The following is a 15,685-nucleotide window of genomic DNA, read 5'->3' on the forward strand; positions in this document are numbered from 1 at the left end:
CAAATGGGGTTCTAGGAACAGGCTTTCCGGCCTGTTCTACCTTTTGCAGATTAAGGGCGATCGCTCTTGACCAAAGAAATTGGTTGAGCTAAACTAAAACTTAGTTTAAATTTCTTATAGTAGATGCACATAATCAGCTACAAACGGGTGCGTGAATACAGCGAAACTCATGCTGATTGCGGGGAAGCTTTGGATAACTGGTTTAAAATTGCTAGCAAGGCTAAATGGTCTAACTTAATTGAGGTACAATCTGTTTTTCCTCAAGCCGAAGCAGTTGGGGGGTTTACAGTTTTTAATGTCAAAGGTAATAATTATCGATTAATAGTTAGTATTGATTATAAAACCCAATTAATTTATATCAAATATATTCTTACCCATGCTGAGTATGATAAGGAGAAATGGAAAAATGACCCTTACTTTTAATCCAGATAAATACAAAGAGTTATTGTCTCTGTATCAGCCTAAAATAATTAGAAATGAAGCGGATAATGAGAAGGCTCTGGCTATGGTGGAAGAGTTGATGCACCGGGGCGATCGCACTCCAGAAGAAGACGAGTTATATGAATTGCTGATTGCATTAATTGAAAAATTTGAGCAAGAATGCTATGCACCGGGAGCCACAGCTACCCCTAATTCAATATTGCTGTTTTTGATGGAACAAAGAGAGTTACAACCTGCGGATTTGGTGGGAGTTATGGGGTCTGAAAAAAGAGTGTATGAAGTGGTTAATGGTGAGGGAGATATTGGCAAAGAGCTGGCATTGGTTCTGGGAAGTTTTTTTCATGTAGAGCCGAGTTTGTTTTGTAATTAATGGAAGTAGAGTATAAGAGAAAAATAAGAAGTTGAAATAAGTGAAATTATGGCTGCAGCGTCAGTGGCGATCGCCCGCTCGCATCACAGCTTACTACAACTTAAACAAAAATGCTTTTTTGAAACTCGCGCCGAATTTCATCTACAACTTTGCGATCGCTCAAATCGCGATGCCACCAGTGGCTACAGCCATCTTGACAATATTTGCAGTACCTGCGCCCATCGGCAATTGCCAATAAACTCATTAACAGGAAAAAGGTTTTGATAAATTCAGAGGGCGGCAGTTTCAAAAGCTTTGCCATTTGTTCTTTTAATCGCCCTCTACTCAGCAACACACAAGGGGTGTAAGTTGGGCGAAGTTTTGATTTGGCAATAGCTAGGGAAACATCTTCTTCTCGCGCCCCTGCTTGGAGGGTCATGTAGGATAGCCGCTGCAATATTTCCTCCTGGTCTTCGGTTTGGAAGCTTAAAAACCAGTTTTTTGCATCTTCTTGGCTAATTAATTCTTGTTGAATTTGATTGATTGTAATTTCATCGGCTAGATTCATTTGCCTCTCCTAAGTCTGGCTCAAATATAACGTGAGGTTCTCCTGAGATGAGGGAGCCAGTAAAAATATCGATTCCAGTTTCTCGACCTGAACTATTAATTTCGCCCCCACTTGTACCGCGAGGAACAGAACTGCGAGCGGAATGTCGCTGGCGAGAGTTACCTAACATTATATAGTCCCAGTCAGAAGTTGGCGTACTTGTCCCGTTTGCTCGACTGCCAACAACTATGATGGTTTGTTTTGTCCGATCGGCTGCATTCTAAATTCTCCTGGCATCTTCTGGAGATATGCCTGCTTCTTGCCATGTTTTTACACCTCTCATTTAATAAATATTAGCAGAATGACGCTAGGGGCGATCGCACTTTTGGACATTAAGGGCGATCGCACTTTTGCAAATAAACCATCAGAGATTACTGATTATTCTTACGATCTAGAACTACCTTACCGCCTAAAAGTCCACAAATTGCAACCACACCTATTTTATAAGTATCATTACAAGTGTTAATAATGCTAGCTTGCTCAGGAGATATAGATTCTTGCATACTAAGCGATAAAGATACTCCTCCAGAAAGTAAGGTAAGACAAGTAACAGTGGTGAAGACGACTTTCTCGAAACGAGAGGGAGTACGAGTCAATTTAGTAGATTTGGGTTTAGCAGATGTCATATTTGGTTGAGCTTTCATAATTGCTACCTTTTGATTGGTGATGTTTTAATCATAAAGGGCAAAACCTTGAAAGCCAAGGTGTGTATGGGTTTCAAATACTATGAGTTTGATATGCGTTTAGGATGCGTTTGGTTGGCGATCGCTCGCTATAATACTTAAAAGGTCTGTAATTTAGGTATGCCACAACCAACGCTCACAGCATCTAAGGCGGGAATCGCAAAAGCAACAATTGCTCTCACAGGCAAAAGCTGGAGTCGCGAAGACTTAGCCGATTACGTCGTGGTGGAAGGCAAAACTCTCCAGAAAAGCATCAGTCCTCAAACAGTTAATAATTTTTTCACCGGCAACAGAGTCAAACGCCAGTATTTTGTTGGAATTTGCAAGGCTTTAGGATTGGATTGGCAAGAAATTAAAAAGCTTAATACAACCACATCGCCCCAAACATCCTTACCAAATGACAATCCAATAGCAGAATTAGAACAGCTAAATATCAACCACAATAATCCTTTTATTCCCCAGCATGGCAAGATAGACGATCCGCGATTTTTCTTTGGCAGAGAAAGGGAAATTCGGCGGGTATTCGAGACGCTCAATAGTGGCAGTAGCGTAGCAATCATTGGCGAAAGAGCGATCGGCAAAAGTTCTCTGCTACAAGCCATTTACCGAGAAGCACCACATCAACTCCATCATCCGCGCCAACCCATTTACCTCGATTTAAAAAATGTTTGCGATGAAGATGACTTTTACGGTGCTTTATGCCACAAAGCGGGTATCGAGACAGTGAAGGGATATTTACTAGAACGGGCTTTAGAATCGCACCGATTGCTATTGCTTTTAGATGAAGTCGAGAAAATGACCTGGCATGGATTTACTAACCAAGTACGCGGTCAATTGCGGGGTTTGGCGGAGGGAAATAACGCACCTTTGCGTCTAGTTGTCGCCGCCTGCACCTCTCTCGATACGCTGTTTCCTGACAGTCAAGACAAAAATATGACATCTCCTTTTAAAGGGATTTGTATTGAGGAAACTCTGAAGCAATGGGATGAAGAAATCAGCCGTGAATTTATTGCTAGTCGCCTCCAGGCTTCCTGGTTAACACCTGTTGCTCAGCCCGTGAATTTTACTGAGGAAGAAATGGCCGAGTTAATTGCTGAAAGTGGCGGCTATCCTCAGAAATTGATGCAGTTGTGCTATCAAACTTATGCTGGTTATATCAACTAAGACTTACACATCGGGGCCCAGAAACCGGGTTTTTTAGGAAAATATTTCGTTAGAGCACCGCAGATTCGGTAAAAAACCCGGTTTCTCACCACCCGTGCGTAAGTCCTGTTTATTCATCCCCACCTATTTATGAGTCAAAAAGATCGCCCTGTTCCTCGGTTAGATTTAGCTCCCAAACTGAAGCGTCCTCTTTCTTTGTGGAATCCTTTAGATTACCTGCGATTGTTTTATTGGGTGTTTTTCTTTCCTCAAGCTGTGGGGTGGTATGAGTCTACTTTTGGGGGGGAATCTAATTTAAAAGACGCGAAAACCTGGCGAGAAAAGCGGGAGTGGTTGCGTCAAAATTCCGTCCAGCGTCAGTTAATTCTACAAGCCTTGATGTTAATCATTGTTATCCCCGTAGGCTTGAGTAGATTTTTCGAGGAAATAGGCATTTCTATCGATTGGTCCGGCGTGGCGTCGGGCGTGGCGTTGGGCGTGACCTTGGGCGTGACCTTGGGCGTGGCGCGGGGCGTGGCGCGGGGCGTGGCGTCCGGCGTGGCGTTGGGCGTGGCGTCCGGCGTGGCGTGGGGCGTGGCGTGGGGCGTGGCGTTGGGCGTGGCGTTGGGCGTGGCGTTGAGCGTGGTGTTCGGCGTGGTGTTCGGCGTGGTGTTGAGCCTGGCGGTGGCGTCGGGCGTGGCGTCGGGCGTGGCGTCGGGCGTGGCGTCGGGCGTGGCGTCGGGCGTGGCGTCGGGCCTGGCGTCGGGCGTGGGGTTGGGCATGGGGTTGGGTGTGGCGTCCGGCGTGGGGTTCGGCGTGGGGTTGGGCGTGGCGTCCGGCGTGGCGTCCGGCGTGGCCTTGGGCGTGGCGTGGGGCGTGGCGTCCGGCGTGGACTCCGGCGTGGCGTCCGGCGTGGCGTTGGGCGTGGGGTTCGAGGTGGCGTTCGGCGTGGGGTTGGGCGTGGGGTTCGGCGTGGGGTTCGGCGTGGGGTTCGGCGTGGGGTTGGGCGTGGGGTTGGGCGTGGCGTTCGGCGTGGCGTTCGGCGTGGCGTTCGGCGTGGCGTTCGGCGTGGCGATCGCACGTCCTGAAAATTGGCTTTTCGCTTTACCGTTCACCCTACTCCAGCGTCAACAGCAAAATAGACAATTTCCTCACATTACCCCACTTCCCCTTCCCTACCTATCTTCTCAAATAGCTAATTGGCTGAGCCGGGATTGGGAAACAGGATTGCACAACATTAACCAATTACTAGGATTTACCCTTCAGTTTATCCCTGTTGTTAAAGCTGTAAATCGTGTACTGGCAGAGACACCAAAAGAACAACTTATCTATCGCGTCGCTCAATTATCAGAAGATATTTATGATTGGAAGTTGGTGCGTTTTGCCTCAGCTTCTCTAAGTGAAGTAATGAAGTCAAAAGCAGTAGAAGGTTTGTTAATCCTACCTTGGCGACAACAAATTCAAGCTCGTTTTCAAACAGAAATTCGTTTAAATACTCATGCCAGTGCCTCTGCCGCTGGTTTCTGGTATCTCCACGAGCAAAAACCAGACAAAGCCACAGAAGCTTTCGCTGTAGTGCGAGATCTGCTTTATGGAGACGAGATGTTTACCTTAGCGCAGATTCTCACAGATTTTCACCAAACAGCAGCAGAACTAGCCGAGATTGCTTCCCTGAAGCTGCCTGCTTCCCCAAATCCACCTCTGCTGCGTGAGACTACTTGGGAAGCAATTGCTTCTCTACGGCGGGTAACTGCCGATGTTCAAGTCGTCCAGAATAGCCTATCTCGTTCTGCCCGTTCCCTTGCCCTCAACCGAGCATTAGGTGAGCTTGAAACTATCCTCGATCGTCCAGATATTATCCCACAATGTGAACGAATTTTAATTATTAAAACTGCCAAAAAATGGCAACAAATATTACTGCAAGTCACCGGGAAAATCGGAGATATTTCGATTACTCAACCTGTCAGTATCCCCTATATAATTGGCGATCCAGTCCAAGGCAATCTATTTGTCGGCCGCGAAGACATCATCAGACAGCTAGAGGAGTTGTGGGTAAAAGGCAATCCGCTTCAATCTGTGGCTCTCTACGGTCATCGGCGGATGGGAAAAACTTCGATTTTATTGAATGCTAGCAACTGCTTAGGCTCAAAAGTACAGGTGGCTTATGTCAATTTGCTGCGGGTAGGAAATTGCTCTCAAGGAGCCGGGGAATTGCTAATATTCATCACCGATGCCATTGCCAAAACAGTCAAGATTGCACCTCCTGCCGATCGCGATTTACTCGATTTACCCTATCTCACTTTTGGACGCTACATCGAACAAGTAATAGCAAATGTAGAAAGTGGATTAATCATTGCTTTAGACGAGTTTGAAAAAATTGAAGAATTGATTGACGCTGGGAACATCAATCAAGATTTTATCGGTTTTTTGCGAGGGATGGTGCAAATGAGTTCTAAAGTAGCCTTTGCTTTTGCCGGATTGCACACCTTGGATGAAATGACCCAGGATTATTTCAATCCTTTTTTTGCTAGCATTATCCCCATCCGAGTAGGTTTCCTGAGTCTAGGTGCAACTCGCGAAGTTTTAGCCAATCCCGATGATGATTTTCTCCTCGACTACAAACCAGAAGCACTCGATCGCATTTATGAACTAACTCATGGTCAACCCTACCTCACGCAATTGGTAGGATTTCTGTTAGTCCGCCTCTACAACGACCAAGTATTTGAAATCGGACGCCCCCGCGATCCAATGTTTACACTAGAAGACGTAGCAACAGTCATCAATGACCCGGAATTCTTCAGCCGAGGTCGCTACTATTTTACAGGAGTTTGGGGTCAAGCAGCCCAAGGCGCATCGGGACAACAGGAGATTTTAAAAGCCTTAGCACCTCACTTAGAAGGAATGAATCTCGACACGCTGAGTCAAGAAACAGGGATGGATGAGACAAGTTTACAGGAACCACTAAAAACTCTCGAACGCCACGATGTGGTTAGAGAAAGTGATGGTTGCTACTGTATTACTGTCGAACTATTCCGCCGCTGGGTTCAGATGTCATTGGGAGGGAAGGCATAGTTAGTTATCCCTGTGAGTATTCGGCGGTTGAAACCAATCCTACACAAACGAAGTCCGAGCAGAGGGGGACTAAGAGAAAAGCTATAAAATTAATATTACTCTTATGCCAAATATTTACATTACTGGCGGTTCTAATGGTTCAGGTAAAACAAAAGTTTTCCTGAGATTATTACCCTAATTTTCTGTTGAGAACGTTTTGAATATGTCAATGCAGATGTGATCGCCGCCGGAATGTCCTAATTCACTGCTGAGTCAGTTGCATATCCTCGCAGGACGCTTAATGATACAAAGACTGCGAACTTGATCAGACTCTGGTACTGATTTCGCCTTCGAGACAACTTTAGCGCCTCGTAACTTTGCTCGATTCTTGAGAAACTGTAAAACTAAAGGCTACACAATCAACCTGATTTATTTCTGGCTGCAATCTCCAGAAATCCCAATTGAACGGGTGCAACCCTGAGTTGAAAGTGGCGGACATTCTATTCGCGAAATCGACATAACTTCTCTCATATTGCTTTTGAGATAAATCGACCCTCGTTTTTTCAAATAAGCCTGTGAAGCGCAGCTATCCCCTAGGGCATCGCCCAACCTCCAACCGAAGTCATCAAATAACCAATAATCACTAACAAATAACAGAACTGATGTCAACAGTGTTTTTTCGGAAATATTAAAGCTTAAATAAAAATTGCTACCGACATTTGCGAATTTTAGCACTTTGTTCAAATACTTTGAACAAAGTGCTAAGTTAATTAAAGATTCTATAAAAGTGAGGCATAAGTCTTTACATTGTCGATCGCAATTTTGTTATTCTATTAGTAAGTTTCATCCGAGCGACTGAATTTTTGTACTCCAGTCCTACCCCTAAACAGAACGGCAGTTTCCACAATGAGAATTTTAGTCACAGGCGGTGCGGGTTTCCTCGGTTCCCACCTAATCGATCGCTTAATGGCCCAAGGACATGAGGTAGTCTGCCTGGATAATTTTTATACGGGGACTAAACGCAATATCCTCAAATGGCTGGACAACCCGTTTTTTGAGCTGATCCGCCACGACATCACGGAACCGATTCGGTTAGAGATAGATCAGATTTACCATCTGGCCTGTCCCGCTTCCCCCATACACTATCAGTACAACCCTGTCAAGACCATTAAAACAAATGTCATCGGCACGATGAATATGTTGGGATTGGCAAAACGGGTAAAAGCCAGATTCTTTCTTGCCTCCACTTCCGAAGTGTACGGAGATCCTGATGTCCATCCGCAAACAGAAGATTATCGCGGCAACGTTAATTGTATAGGAATTCGCAGTTGTTATGACGAAGGCAAACGAGTAGCTGAAACCTTATCTTTTGATTACCACCGTCAAAATGGGGTAGACATTCGAGTTGTACGAATCTTCAATACCTACGGCCCCCGGATGTTGGAAAATGACGGCAGAGTAGTGAGCAATTTTATTGCTCAAGCTTTGCGGAATCAACCGCTGACAGTATACGGCGACGGTTCCCAAACCCGGAGTTTCTGCTACGTTTCTGATTTGGTGGAAGGATTTATTCGCTTGATGAATAGCGACCAAATTGGGCCGATGAATTTGGGGAATCCAGGCGAATACACTATATTGGAACTGGCACAAAAAATTCAAAACACAATTAATCCAGGGGCAGAAATTATCTTTAAACCGCTGCCAGAAGATGACCCGAAACAGCGACAGCCGGATATTACTCGTGCTAAAAATTGGTTGGGCTGGGAGCCGACTGTGCCGCTGGATCAAGGTTTAGAGTTGACTATAAAGGATTTTCGCGATCGCATTGAGGGAAACAAACAGTAGAGACTGCCGAGTTGTAGGGGCAAACTCCCCGTAGTTGGCCTCACTAAGGGTAGGCACAGGGGCAGTACCCCTACAAACTGTTTTTCCTTCTTTCTTTCATCTGATTTATTTACTAGCTTTGAGGAGATTTCTATGCACGTTTGCGTCATCGGTACAGGATACGTTGGCTTAGTCACCGGCACTTGCTTGGCCCACATCGGCCACCACGTCATTTGCGTAGACAACAACGAAGAAAAAGTTAAATTAATGAAGTCTGGACATTCGCCCATTTTTGAACCCGGACTGTCTGAATTAATGTCTTCTGCATCTGAATCTGGCAATTTAGAATTTACTTCGGATTTAGCAGCCGGAGTGGCTCACGGGGACATTTTATTCATTGCCGTGGGGACGCCTCCTTTGCCTACTGGGGAAAGCGATACTCGCTACGTGGAAGCGGTTGCTCGCGGAATTGGAGCTCACCTCGACGGCGATTACAAAGTAATCGTAAACAAGTCAACGGTGCCCATCGGTTCGGGGGATTGGGTGCGAAGAATTGTACTAGACGGTTTAGCAGAACGTCAAAAACCTCAAAGCGGTGATGGCGCTACTGGTGAGGAAGTCGCAGCCAAAACGGGTGTTCAATTTGATGTGGTTAGCAACCCGGAGTTTTTGCGGGAAGGCTGTGCTGTTTTCGATACTTTTAATCCCGATCGCATTGTTCTCGGCAGCAACTCTCGGCGGGCTATGGATATGATGCTACAGTTATACCGGCCGATTGTCGATCGCAAGTTTGCAGAAAATCAGTCTTTGCCGGAGGTTCCTGTGGTGATGACTGATATCAGTTCAGCGGAGATGATTAAGTACGCAGCTAATGCTTTTTTGGCTACGAAGATTAGCTTTATTAATGAAGTTGCTAATATTTGCGATCGTGTCGGTGCAGATGTTAGTCAAGTTGCCCGAGGTATCGGTTTAGATTCACGGATTGGCAACAAGTTTCTTCAAGCTGGCATTGGTTGGGGCGGTTCTTGTTTCCCCAAAGATGTCTCGGCTTTAGTTCACACTGCTGACGATTACGGCTACGAGGCGCATTTGCTGAAAGCGGCAGTGGAAGTTAACCAACGCCAGCGGTTCATTGCTATTGAAAAGTTGCAGCACGTTTTGAAGATTCTCAAAGGTAAAACTGTCGGACTTTTGGGTTTGACTTTCAAGCCGGATACTGACGATTTGCGGGATGCTCCAGCGCTGATTTTAATCGAGAATTTGAATCGGTTGGGAGCGAAAGTTAAAGCTTACGATCCGATTGTTTCTCAAACGGGGATGCGTCACGGTTTGTCGGGAGTTTTGGTAGAGACCGATCCGGAAAGACTGGCTGATGGTTGCGATGCTTTGGTGTTGGTGACTGACTGGGAACAGTTTCGCAATTTAGATTACGACAAAATGGCGAAGTTGATGAATCATCCGGTGATGATTGATGGCCGCAATTTCTTAGACAAGAAGGCTTTAGAAGCGTCTGGTTTCCAATATGTGGGAATTGGAAGGTAAAGAAGAGTTTTGATCAGAACCTCTATCGCGTAGGGTGCGCCGAAGCGCACCTTACATTTATCTTGCTGGTGGCCAACAATCGCGGGTTTACCCGCCCCGCCTGCTTTAAAAATTCTCCATCAAGGCTTTTTCTTGAGCGTAAACATCTCGTAGCTGTTGCAGCGCTGAGGCCGAAATTACCGATTTAACTGTAGCGACTAATTTACCCCACTCAAGTAAGCTGTCAACTGAAACAGCCGTTTTGAAGTTGTACGTATAGAATTTAGTCCAAAATTCTGGTGCTTGTGTTCGTTTCCAGCGTTTGTACCATGCGACAAAATCTTGAGCACAGGGCGGTTTTACTTCTAGGATTGGCGGAAAATCGGCGTAGCTGACAAATCGACTCAGGCCTTTGGCATGAACGTACACCACGTTATGGCAGCATTCGATCCGGTAAATTTGGTGGGGTGAGATGTTGAACAGGAGTGCTACTGTTTCTTCGGTGACAAATCTCGATCGCGGATTGACGATCGACGATTTGTGAATAATTTTTGATGCGCCGATCGCTGACGATCTTAACTGATTTTCTGATACCATTGTAGTTGCATCTGGTGGTGGTAGGTAAATCTATCTGCTAGGTGCGATCGACAGAAATTATCTGTCGGGATTAATTTTAACTGGCGATCGTCTTTAGTTGGCCGACCGAGGGCGATCGCTTTTTGATATATTATACTAAATCCAAAATTTTGTAAATAGTGAATATGAGCAAAGGCTTAGTCAGATTGCGGGTTCGAGAGTTGGCAGCCGAGAAGGGATGGACGCTCAAGGAAGTTGCGGAGCGATCAGGCGTGGGCTACAGTACGATTAGCAATTATGCCCGTTCTCAGGGGATGGCAATGGTTGACTTTGCCGCAGTACACAAGCTGGCTCGTACTTTTGATGTGATGATTGAGGATTTCGTGGTAATCCTAGAAAAATAGTTGCACGTTTTGCCTAAATTCAATGTTTGAGCGATCGACCAAAAGCAGATGCGAACAAAGAGTTTAACCTGCGATACTAATTCACAGATGCGATCAACCGAGCCTCCCCAAGACTCCCTCAAACCATGCCCAAGCCAAAAAAGACCCCCCCCAAAACCTACACCGAAATCAACCTCAGCGATCCCCAATATTACTTTAACCGAGAACAAAGCTGGCTAGAATTCAACAACCGCGTGCTCCACGAAGCCCTCGACCCCCGCACGCCCCTCCTAGAAAGACTCAAATTTCTAGCTATTTTTAGCTCCAACCTAGACGAATATTTCATGGTGCGCGTGGGCGCCCTCAAACAACAAGTACACGCAAAAGTCAGCAAATCAACCTCCGACGGCCGCACGCCCCAACAACAGCTAGATGCCCTCAACAAGCGGCTTTTGCCGATGGTTACTCAGCAACACGCCTATTTTGAGCAAACCCTGCGGCCGAAACTAGCAGCAAGCGAAATCTACATTCTCGACTACATTGACCTCAATCAAGAACAGCGCAATTACTTGCACCGCTACTTCAAAGAACAAGTATTTCCCGTACTCACTCCCCTAGCAGTTGACCCCAGCCATCCATTCCCCTACCTTTCCAATCTCAGCCTCAATTTAGCAGTAGTAGTCAGAGACCCCGACACGCGCGAAGAATTATTTGCCCGCGTCAAAGTACCGCAGGTGCTGCCTAGGTTTTTGCCGCTGCCGGGGGATTTGCAGTGGCAGCAGAGGGGCAAATCTCCAGTTTGGACTGGCGTGCCCCTAGAACAGGTAATTGCCCACAATTTAGAAGCTTTGTTTCCGGGGATGGACGTTGAGGAATATCACCCGTTCCGCATTACTCGCAATTCCGATTTGACGGTGGAGGAAGATGAGGCAGAGGATTTGCTGCTGGCAATAGAACAGGAGCTCCGCAAGCGCCGGTTTGGAGGTTCTGCGGTGCGGATGGAAATTCAAGCGATTATGCCGCCTGCGCTGCGAGATATGCTCATGGAGGAGCTGGATCTCGGTGAGCAAGATGTTTACGTCGTAGAGGGGCTGCTAGGCCTCAAGGATTTGATGTCTTTTGTGGGGCTACCGGTGCCGGAACTGAAAGACCCGCCTTGGACTCCGGTTGTGCCACCGCGCTTGCGGAACTCGGAACCAGCAAGGATTTTAGACAAATCGAGGTTGGATGCTGAAGATGGCGAGGATATTTTCACGACCATCCGGCAGGGGGATTTGATGCTGCACCATCCTTATCACTCGTTTGCGGCGACGGTACAGCGGTTTATTACTGAGGCGGCGCATGATCGCTCTGTGTTAGCGATTAAGATGACTTTATACCGCACTTCGGGAGATTCGCCGATCGTCAGCGCGTTAATTGAAGCAGCAGAAAACGGCAAGCAGGTAGCCGTTTTAGTAGAGCTCAAAGCTAGGTTTGACGAAGAAAATAATATTAATTGGGCTCGCAAGTTAGAACAAGCGGGAGTCCACGTCGTTTACGGTTTGGTGGGACTCAAAACCCACACAAAGATTGTGATGGTAGTGCGTCGGGAGGACGATTACATCCGGCGCTACGTCCACATCGGCACCGGCAATTACAATCCCAAAACAGCCGGACTGTATACCGATGTGGGTTTGTTGAGTTGTCGCGAGGATTTGGGATCAGATTTGACGGATTTGTTTAATTATTTGACGGGTTATTCGCGGCAGGTATCTTATCGCAAATTATTGGTAGCGCCGGTCAATATGCGCGATCGATTTTTAGCTTTAATCCGCCGCGAGGCCGAATTCTGCCGCTTGCAGGCCGAAGGCGGAATCGGTAGCTGTGGTCGCATTGTCGCTAAAATGAACGCTTTAGTTGACCCTCAAATCATTGTTGCTTTGTACGAAGCTTCGCAAGCGGGAGTCAAAATTGATTTGATTATTCGGGGGATTTGCTGTTTGCGTCCCGGCGTTGAAGGTGTTAGCGAAAATATCAGAGTTATCAGTATTATCGGCCGCTTTTTAGAGCATTCTCGGATGTTTTATTTTTTCAACGGTGGCGACGAAGAGGTGTATATTGGTTCTGCTGACTGGATGCAGCGCAATCTCACAAGACGGGTTGAGGCGATCGTTCAGGTGGAAGACCCAACAATTGCTAAGGAATTGCAAGAAATTTTGGGAGTAATGCTGGCTGACAACCGCCAAGCTTGGGATTTGCAGCCGTCCGGACACTACTCTCAGCGGCGGCCGCCTGCTAATTGCCCGGAAGTGAGCTCTCAGCAAATTTTGATGGATATGGTGATGAATTAGTCAGTTGTCAGTTGTCAGTTGTCAAATTTGCAGTGAGCAGTTGTCCGTTCTTGTTAGCTATTAAGCTGTACTGCATTTAATTTTCACTTTTTGGGCGGGTTCTGGGGCCCACCCCACAAGATTTTTACTAACATAACTATCCCAATTAAATGCGCGACAACTACTGACCACTGACAACTAATGACTAATGACTACTGACTAATGACTACTTAACTGTTAAAAGTACGCTTGAATTCTTCTAAGAGATCGTCAATTTCTTCGATCGCCTGACTCACATCTATTCTCAGTGCTCCCAAGTCCGATCGATCTAACAGCCGCACGAGGGATTCCCGCTTGACTTCGATCTCTGCTACGCGCTCTTTGAGTGTTTGTGCATCCATGGTTTTTTGCCTTTGCTACTATTAACAAAAATATTTGACATTCCCCTCTGCGAACAGACGGAGATTCTTAATTCACCGACCTACCTTTATGGGCACATCCTTCACTGTTTTTATAGGGAAAGTGATGAACCTGCTCAGGGTTTTTGGGTCTGTGTTATAGTTTGATTGTACATCAAAACTTCAGCCAAACTTCAACCAAATGTTAGCGCAAAAAAGGCGGACGTTTGGTATCTGCGGGTTTATTTTTCATCATTCCAGCTAAAAATCGCTTCAGGGCCTTCTCCCGGTTTTTCATAAAAGCAGCCCAAAATCCCGGTTGATATTCATCCATCGTCTTGGCTAGGGCCCAGACATCGATCGCTAAGATATTATAAAGCCTTTCATCTTCGCGTTTGAGCGAGTTAATCTGCTCCAGAACCGCCTTGTTTGCTCCAGCAGTTTGTTTGTCTTCGTCTTTAATCATGTCCGAAAAATGGTTGAAAGGGCAAGAGTGTCGATCGCGATCGCCACTCTGTATACTTTGATGATACTGCCGATCTCGATTGCCTTCTGGAACCAACGCCGCGCAATTAACACGGATATTTACCGATGGCGCGCCCGGGCGAGTCCGGCGGGATAAGCTTCTGAAGCTATAGACAAGACTGTGGATGCACACCGCTCCCGCGCTCATAGATGCTAGCAGTTTTTGCAGGTCTTTTGGCAAAAAAACTAAATTTATTCAAGACTTTTTGACAGATAATAATTAAAGTATATTATTTCTGTCCGACTACTTACCTCACTAATATGTTACGTAAAATTTCTTTAGCAAACCTAGCCTTAGTTGTGGGCGGTATTATAGCAGCAGTCGGGTTCGGAGCTTACTTCACAGATAGACCTACCCTGAACCTAGCCGGTTTTTTTTATGGAATTCCGCTGTTGCTCGGAGGTTTGGCTCTGAAAGCGGCTGAACTCGAACCAGTGGAGTTCACGGAACCGACTTCTCCCGAAGTTCTTCTCCTGCGAGAAAGTCAAGCCACCGATACTCAAAACCAAGTCCGCAAAGATATTACCCGATTTCGCTACGGCCAACCCGCGCACTTAGATGATGCTTTGGAGCGCTTGGGCCTGGCCCCAACAGACGAGGAACGGCCCCTCCTCCAAGGGTTGCGGGAAGTTAATGTTGATGGTGCTTATGGGTTAATTCTAGAGTTTTATTCGCCACTAATCCCGATCGACTTATGGGAAGAAAAGCAAGACAAAATAGCTACTTTTTTTGGGCCTGGTTTGCGCGCACAAGTGACTCAAAAGGCTGGTGACAAAATTGAATTGGCTTTAATTAAAAATACTCAAGCTTAAAGTAGTCTTAAGTTTTGAGTGCGTAAATTTTGAACTCGCCAATTAATAATTAATCGTGCATCGGCTCAGATACTGATTTTAGCGACAGCGTGAAACCTGTCGCTATCAACAAAAGCTCAATCCGCAATTGAGCGATCGCCCCAATTGGATTTTCCTTTATTACAATAGTGTTTGAAAAGCGATCGGCAATATTAAATCCGGAGAAGCACAAATGGTTTCGTCCCAAAGCAGGATAGGTATTATCGGCGCCGGCTCATCAGGAGTTTATCTAGCAATTTTGCTGATTGAACAAGGATTTCAAGTTGACTTGTTTGAAAAAGCACCCCATCCGCGCACCGATGGCTGGGTATCCTGATCGTACAAGCAGGTATGCAAGCACTTCATCAAGGCAACCCTCAAATTAGCCAGAAAATTATTAACTCAGGCGCTCCGGTTAAATTATTCGAGTTTCGCAACCTCCTCGGCGATGTCATCAATTCTGAACCCGTCACGTATGAGGAAAATGAACTCCCAGGAATGCTAGTACACCGCAAAGCTATTTTAGAAGCACTCCTGGAGGAGTTACCCCCTGACACTATTCGTTTTAATGCTGAATTATTGTCGATCTCCCAAACCGATCATAGCGCGATCGCCCACTTTAAAGATGGCAGTCACTGGGAAGGAGATCTGTTAATTGGTGCCAATGGAATAATTTCTAAGGTTCGTCAATTTGTGGTTCCGGGTGTAGAATTGTGTTATTTAGGTGATCAAGTATGGCGAGCAATTGTAACAGATAATAACTTCTGTCCAGAAGGAAACTATTTGCTTTATGTACGCGAACGAGGAATTTATGCCAATTTCGTTAATCTTGGTGCAAATCGTACTCATTGGGGTTTCTTTCTGGAAAAGGATCTGGCCGATTTTGAAGTAGGCACACTACAACCAACTAATATCATTATTCCTCCCCAAGAATTGGCAAAACTCCCAGAGGATGCGCGAAATGTGACAGGGTAAGCTCATCTAATTTGGTATAAATTGTACTTGACAAAAAGGGCAAGATATAAAGGAACATCCTGTCAATAG

Annotated in this window: 18 protein-coding genes; 12 read left to right on the forward strand and 6 right to left on the reverse strand. The window is 46.0% G+C overall.

From position 1 onward, the window contains the following. Positions 1–123: 123 nt before the first annotated feature. Together QUA70_RS18735 and QUA70_RS18740 are read left to right on the forward strand one after the other, a co-directional pair. A complete protein-coding gene (locus QUA70_RS18735) occupies positions 124–423 on the forward strand; it encodes a type II toxin-antitoxin system HigB family toxin (protein ID WP_333349180.1) in 300 nt (99 codons plus the stop codon). Continuing rightward, complete coding sequence (locus QUA70_RS18740; protein WP_333349185.1) at positions 407–811, forward strand: transcriptional regulator; 405 nt, start codon at positions 407–409, stop codon at positions 809–811. The genes QUA70_RS18735 and QUA70_RS18740 overlap by 17 nt, the downstream gene beginning before the upstream one ends. 100 nt (positions 812–911) lie before the next feature. On the opposite strand, the gene QUA70_RS18745 is transcribed toward QUA70_RS18740, so the two are convergent. The 3 genes from QUA70_RS18745 to QUA70_RS18750 all read right to left on the reverse strand — a co-directional run bounded on the left by QUA70_RS18745 (position 912) and on the right by QUA70_RS18750 (position 2,041). After that, on the reverse strand, positions 912–1,358 hold the full coding sequence (locus tag QUA70_RS18745; protein ID WP_333349189.1) for a DUF5958 family protein: 447 nt from the start codon (positions 1,356–1,358) through the stop codon (positions 912–914). Further along, positions 1,342–1,590: a hypothetical protein gene (locus tag QUA70_RS28620; protein WP_445251653.1), complete on the reverse strand. Its 249-nt coding sequence runs from the start codon at positions 1,588–1,590 to the stop codon at positions 1,342–1,344. Before QUA70_RS28620 ends, QUA70_RS18745 begins: the two co-directional genes overlap by 17 nt. A 178-nt stretch (positions 1,591–1,768) precedes the next feature. Next, positions 1,769–2,041 carry a hypothetical protein gene (locus tag QUA70_RS18750; RefSeq protein ID WP_333349191.1) on the reverse strand — a complete coding sequence of 91 codons (273 nt, stop codon included), beginning with the start codon at positions 2,039–2,041 and terminating at the stop codon, positions 1,769–1,771. Positions 2,042–2,200: 159 nt separating this feature from the next. On the opposite strand from QUA70_RS18750, the gene QUA70_RS18755 reads away from it, so the two are divergent. From QUA70_RS18755 to QUA70_RS18770, 4 genes are all read left to right on the forward strand, one after another. Then, positions 2,201–3,244, forward strand: a complete 1,044-nt coding sequence (locus tag QUA70_RS18755) for an ATP-binding protein (protein WP_333349193.1) — start codon at positions 2,201–2,203, stop codon at positions 3,242–3,244. 129 nt (positions 3,245–3,373) lie between these two features. Continuing rightward, complete coding sequence (locus tag QUA70_RS18760) at positions 3,374–6,295, forward strand: ATP-binding protein (protein ID WP_333349195.1); 2,922 nt, start codon at positions 3,374–3,376, stop codon at positions 6,293–6,295. Between the two features lie 885 nt (positions 6,296–7,180). Next, the gene (locus QUA70_RS18765; RefSeq protein ID WP_333349198.1) at positions 7,181–8,119 is read left to right on the forward strand and encodes a UDP-glucuronic acid decarboxylase family protein; all 939 of its coding nucleotides are present in this window, start codon (positions 7,181–7,183) and stop codon (positions 8,117–8,119) included. A 132-nt stretch (positions 8,120–8,251) separates the two neighbouring features. Continuing rightward, complete coding sequence (locus QUA70_RS18770; RefSeq protein ID WP_333349200.1) at positions 8,252–9,640, forward strand: UDP-glucose/GDP-mannose dehydrogenase family protein; 1,389 nt, start codon at positions 8,252–8,254, stop codon at positions 9,638–9,640. 105 nt (positions 9,641–9,745) lie between these two features. On the opposite strand, the gene QUA70_RS18775 is transcribed toward QUA70_RS18770, so the two are convergent. After that, complete coding sequence (locus tag QUA70_RS18775) at positions 9,746–10,216, reverse strand: hypothetical protein (RefSeq protein ID WP_333349202.1); 471 nt, start codon at positions 10,214–10,216, stop codon at positions 9,746–9,748. Between the two features lie 164 nt (positions 10,217–10,380). Between QUA70_RS18775 and QUA70_RS18780 the strand changes: the two genes are divergently transcribed. Beyond that, the gene (locus QUA70_RS18780; protein WP_006632503.1) at positions 10,381–10,599 is read left to right on the forward strand and encodes a helix-turn-helix domain-containing protein; all 219 of its coding nucleotides are present in this window, start codon (positions 10,381–10,383) and stop codon (positions 10,597–10,599) included. Between the two features lie 125 nt (positions 10,600–10,724). Then, the gene (gene ppk1 / locus QUA70_RS18785; protein WP_333332258.1) at positions 10,725–12,908 is read left to right on the forward strand and encodes a polyphosphate kinase 1; all 2,184 of its coding nucleotides are present in this window, start codon (positions 10,725–10,727) and stop codon (positions 12,906–12,908) included. Between the two features lie 209 nt (positions 12,909–13,117). Here ppk1 and QUA70_RS18790 read toward each other — a convergent pair whose 3' ends face one another. Together QUA70_RS18790 and QUA70_RS18795 are read right to left on the reverse strand one after the other, a co-directional pair. Then, positions 13,118–13,288 (reverse strand): hypothetical protein, encoded by a 171-nt coding sequence (locus QUA70_RS18790; protein ID WP_333332255.1) that lies wholly within the window; start codon positions 13,286–13,288, stop codon positions 13,118–13,120. Between the two features lie 202 nt (positions 13,289–13,490). Beyond that, positions 13,491–13,751 carry a hypothetical protein gene (locus tag QUA70_RS18795; protein WP_006632500.1) on the reverse strand — a complete coding sequence of 87 codons (261 nt, stop codon included), beginning with the start codon at positions 13,749–13,751 and terminating at the stop codon, positions 13,491–13,493. 9 nt (positions 13,752–13,760) lie between these two features. Between QUA70_RS18795 and QUA70_RS18800 the strand changes: the two genes are divergently transcribed. The 4 genes from QUA70_RS18800 to QUA70_RS18815 all read left to right on the forward strand — a co-directional run bounded on the left by QUA70_RS18800 (position 13,761) and on the right by QUA70_RS18815 (position 15,616). Further along, entirely contained in the window at positions 13,761–13,907 is a 147-nt protein-coding gene (locus tag QUA70_RS18800) for a hypothetical protein (protein WP_190657804.1), read from the forward strand. A gap of 164 nt (positions 13,908–14,071) precedes the next feature. Further along, positions 14,072–14,623, forward strand: a complete 552-nt coding sequence (locus tag QUA70_RS18805) for a DUF2854 domain-containing protein (RefSeq protein WP_333332250.1) — start codon at positions 14,072–14,074, stop codon at positions 14,621–14,623. A 211-nt stretch (positions 14,624–14,834) separates the two neighbouring features. Continuing rightward, entirely contained in the window at positions 14,835–14,978 is a 144-nt protein-coding gene (locus tag QUA70_RS18810) for an FAD/NAD(P)-binding protein (RefSeq protein WP_333332247.1), read from the forward strand. Positions 14,979–14,992: 14 nt separating this feature from the next. Then, complete coding sequence (locus tag QUA70_RS18815) at positions 14,993–15,616, forward strand: hypothetical protein (protein ID WP_333349203.1); 624 nt, start codon at positions 14,993–14,995, stop codon at positions 15,614–15,616. Positions 15,617–15,685 lie beyond the last annotated feature (69 nt).

Source organism: Microcoleus sp. LAD1_D5 (assembly GCF_036702115.1).
Lineage (GTDB): Bacteria > Cyanobacteriota > Cyanobacteriia > Cyanobacteriales > Microcoleaceae > Microcoleus.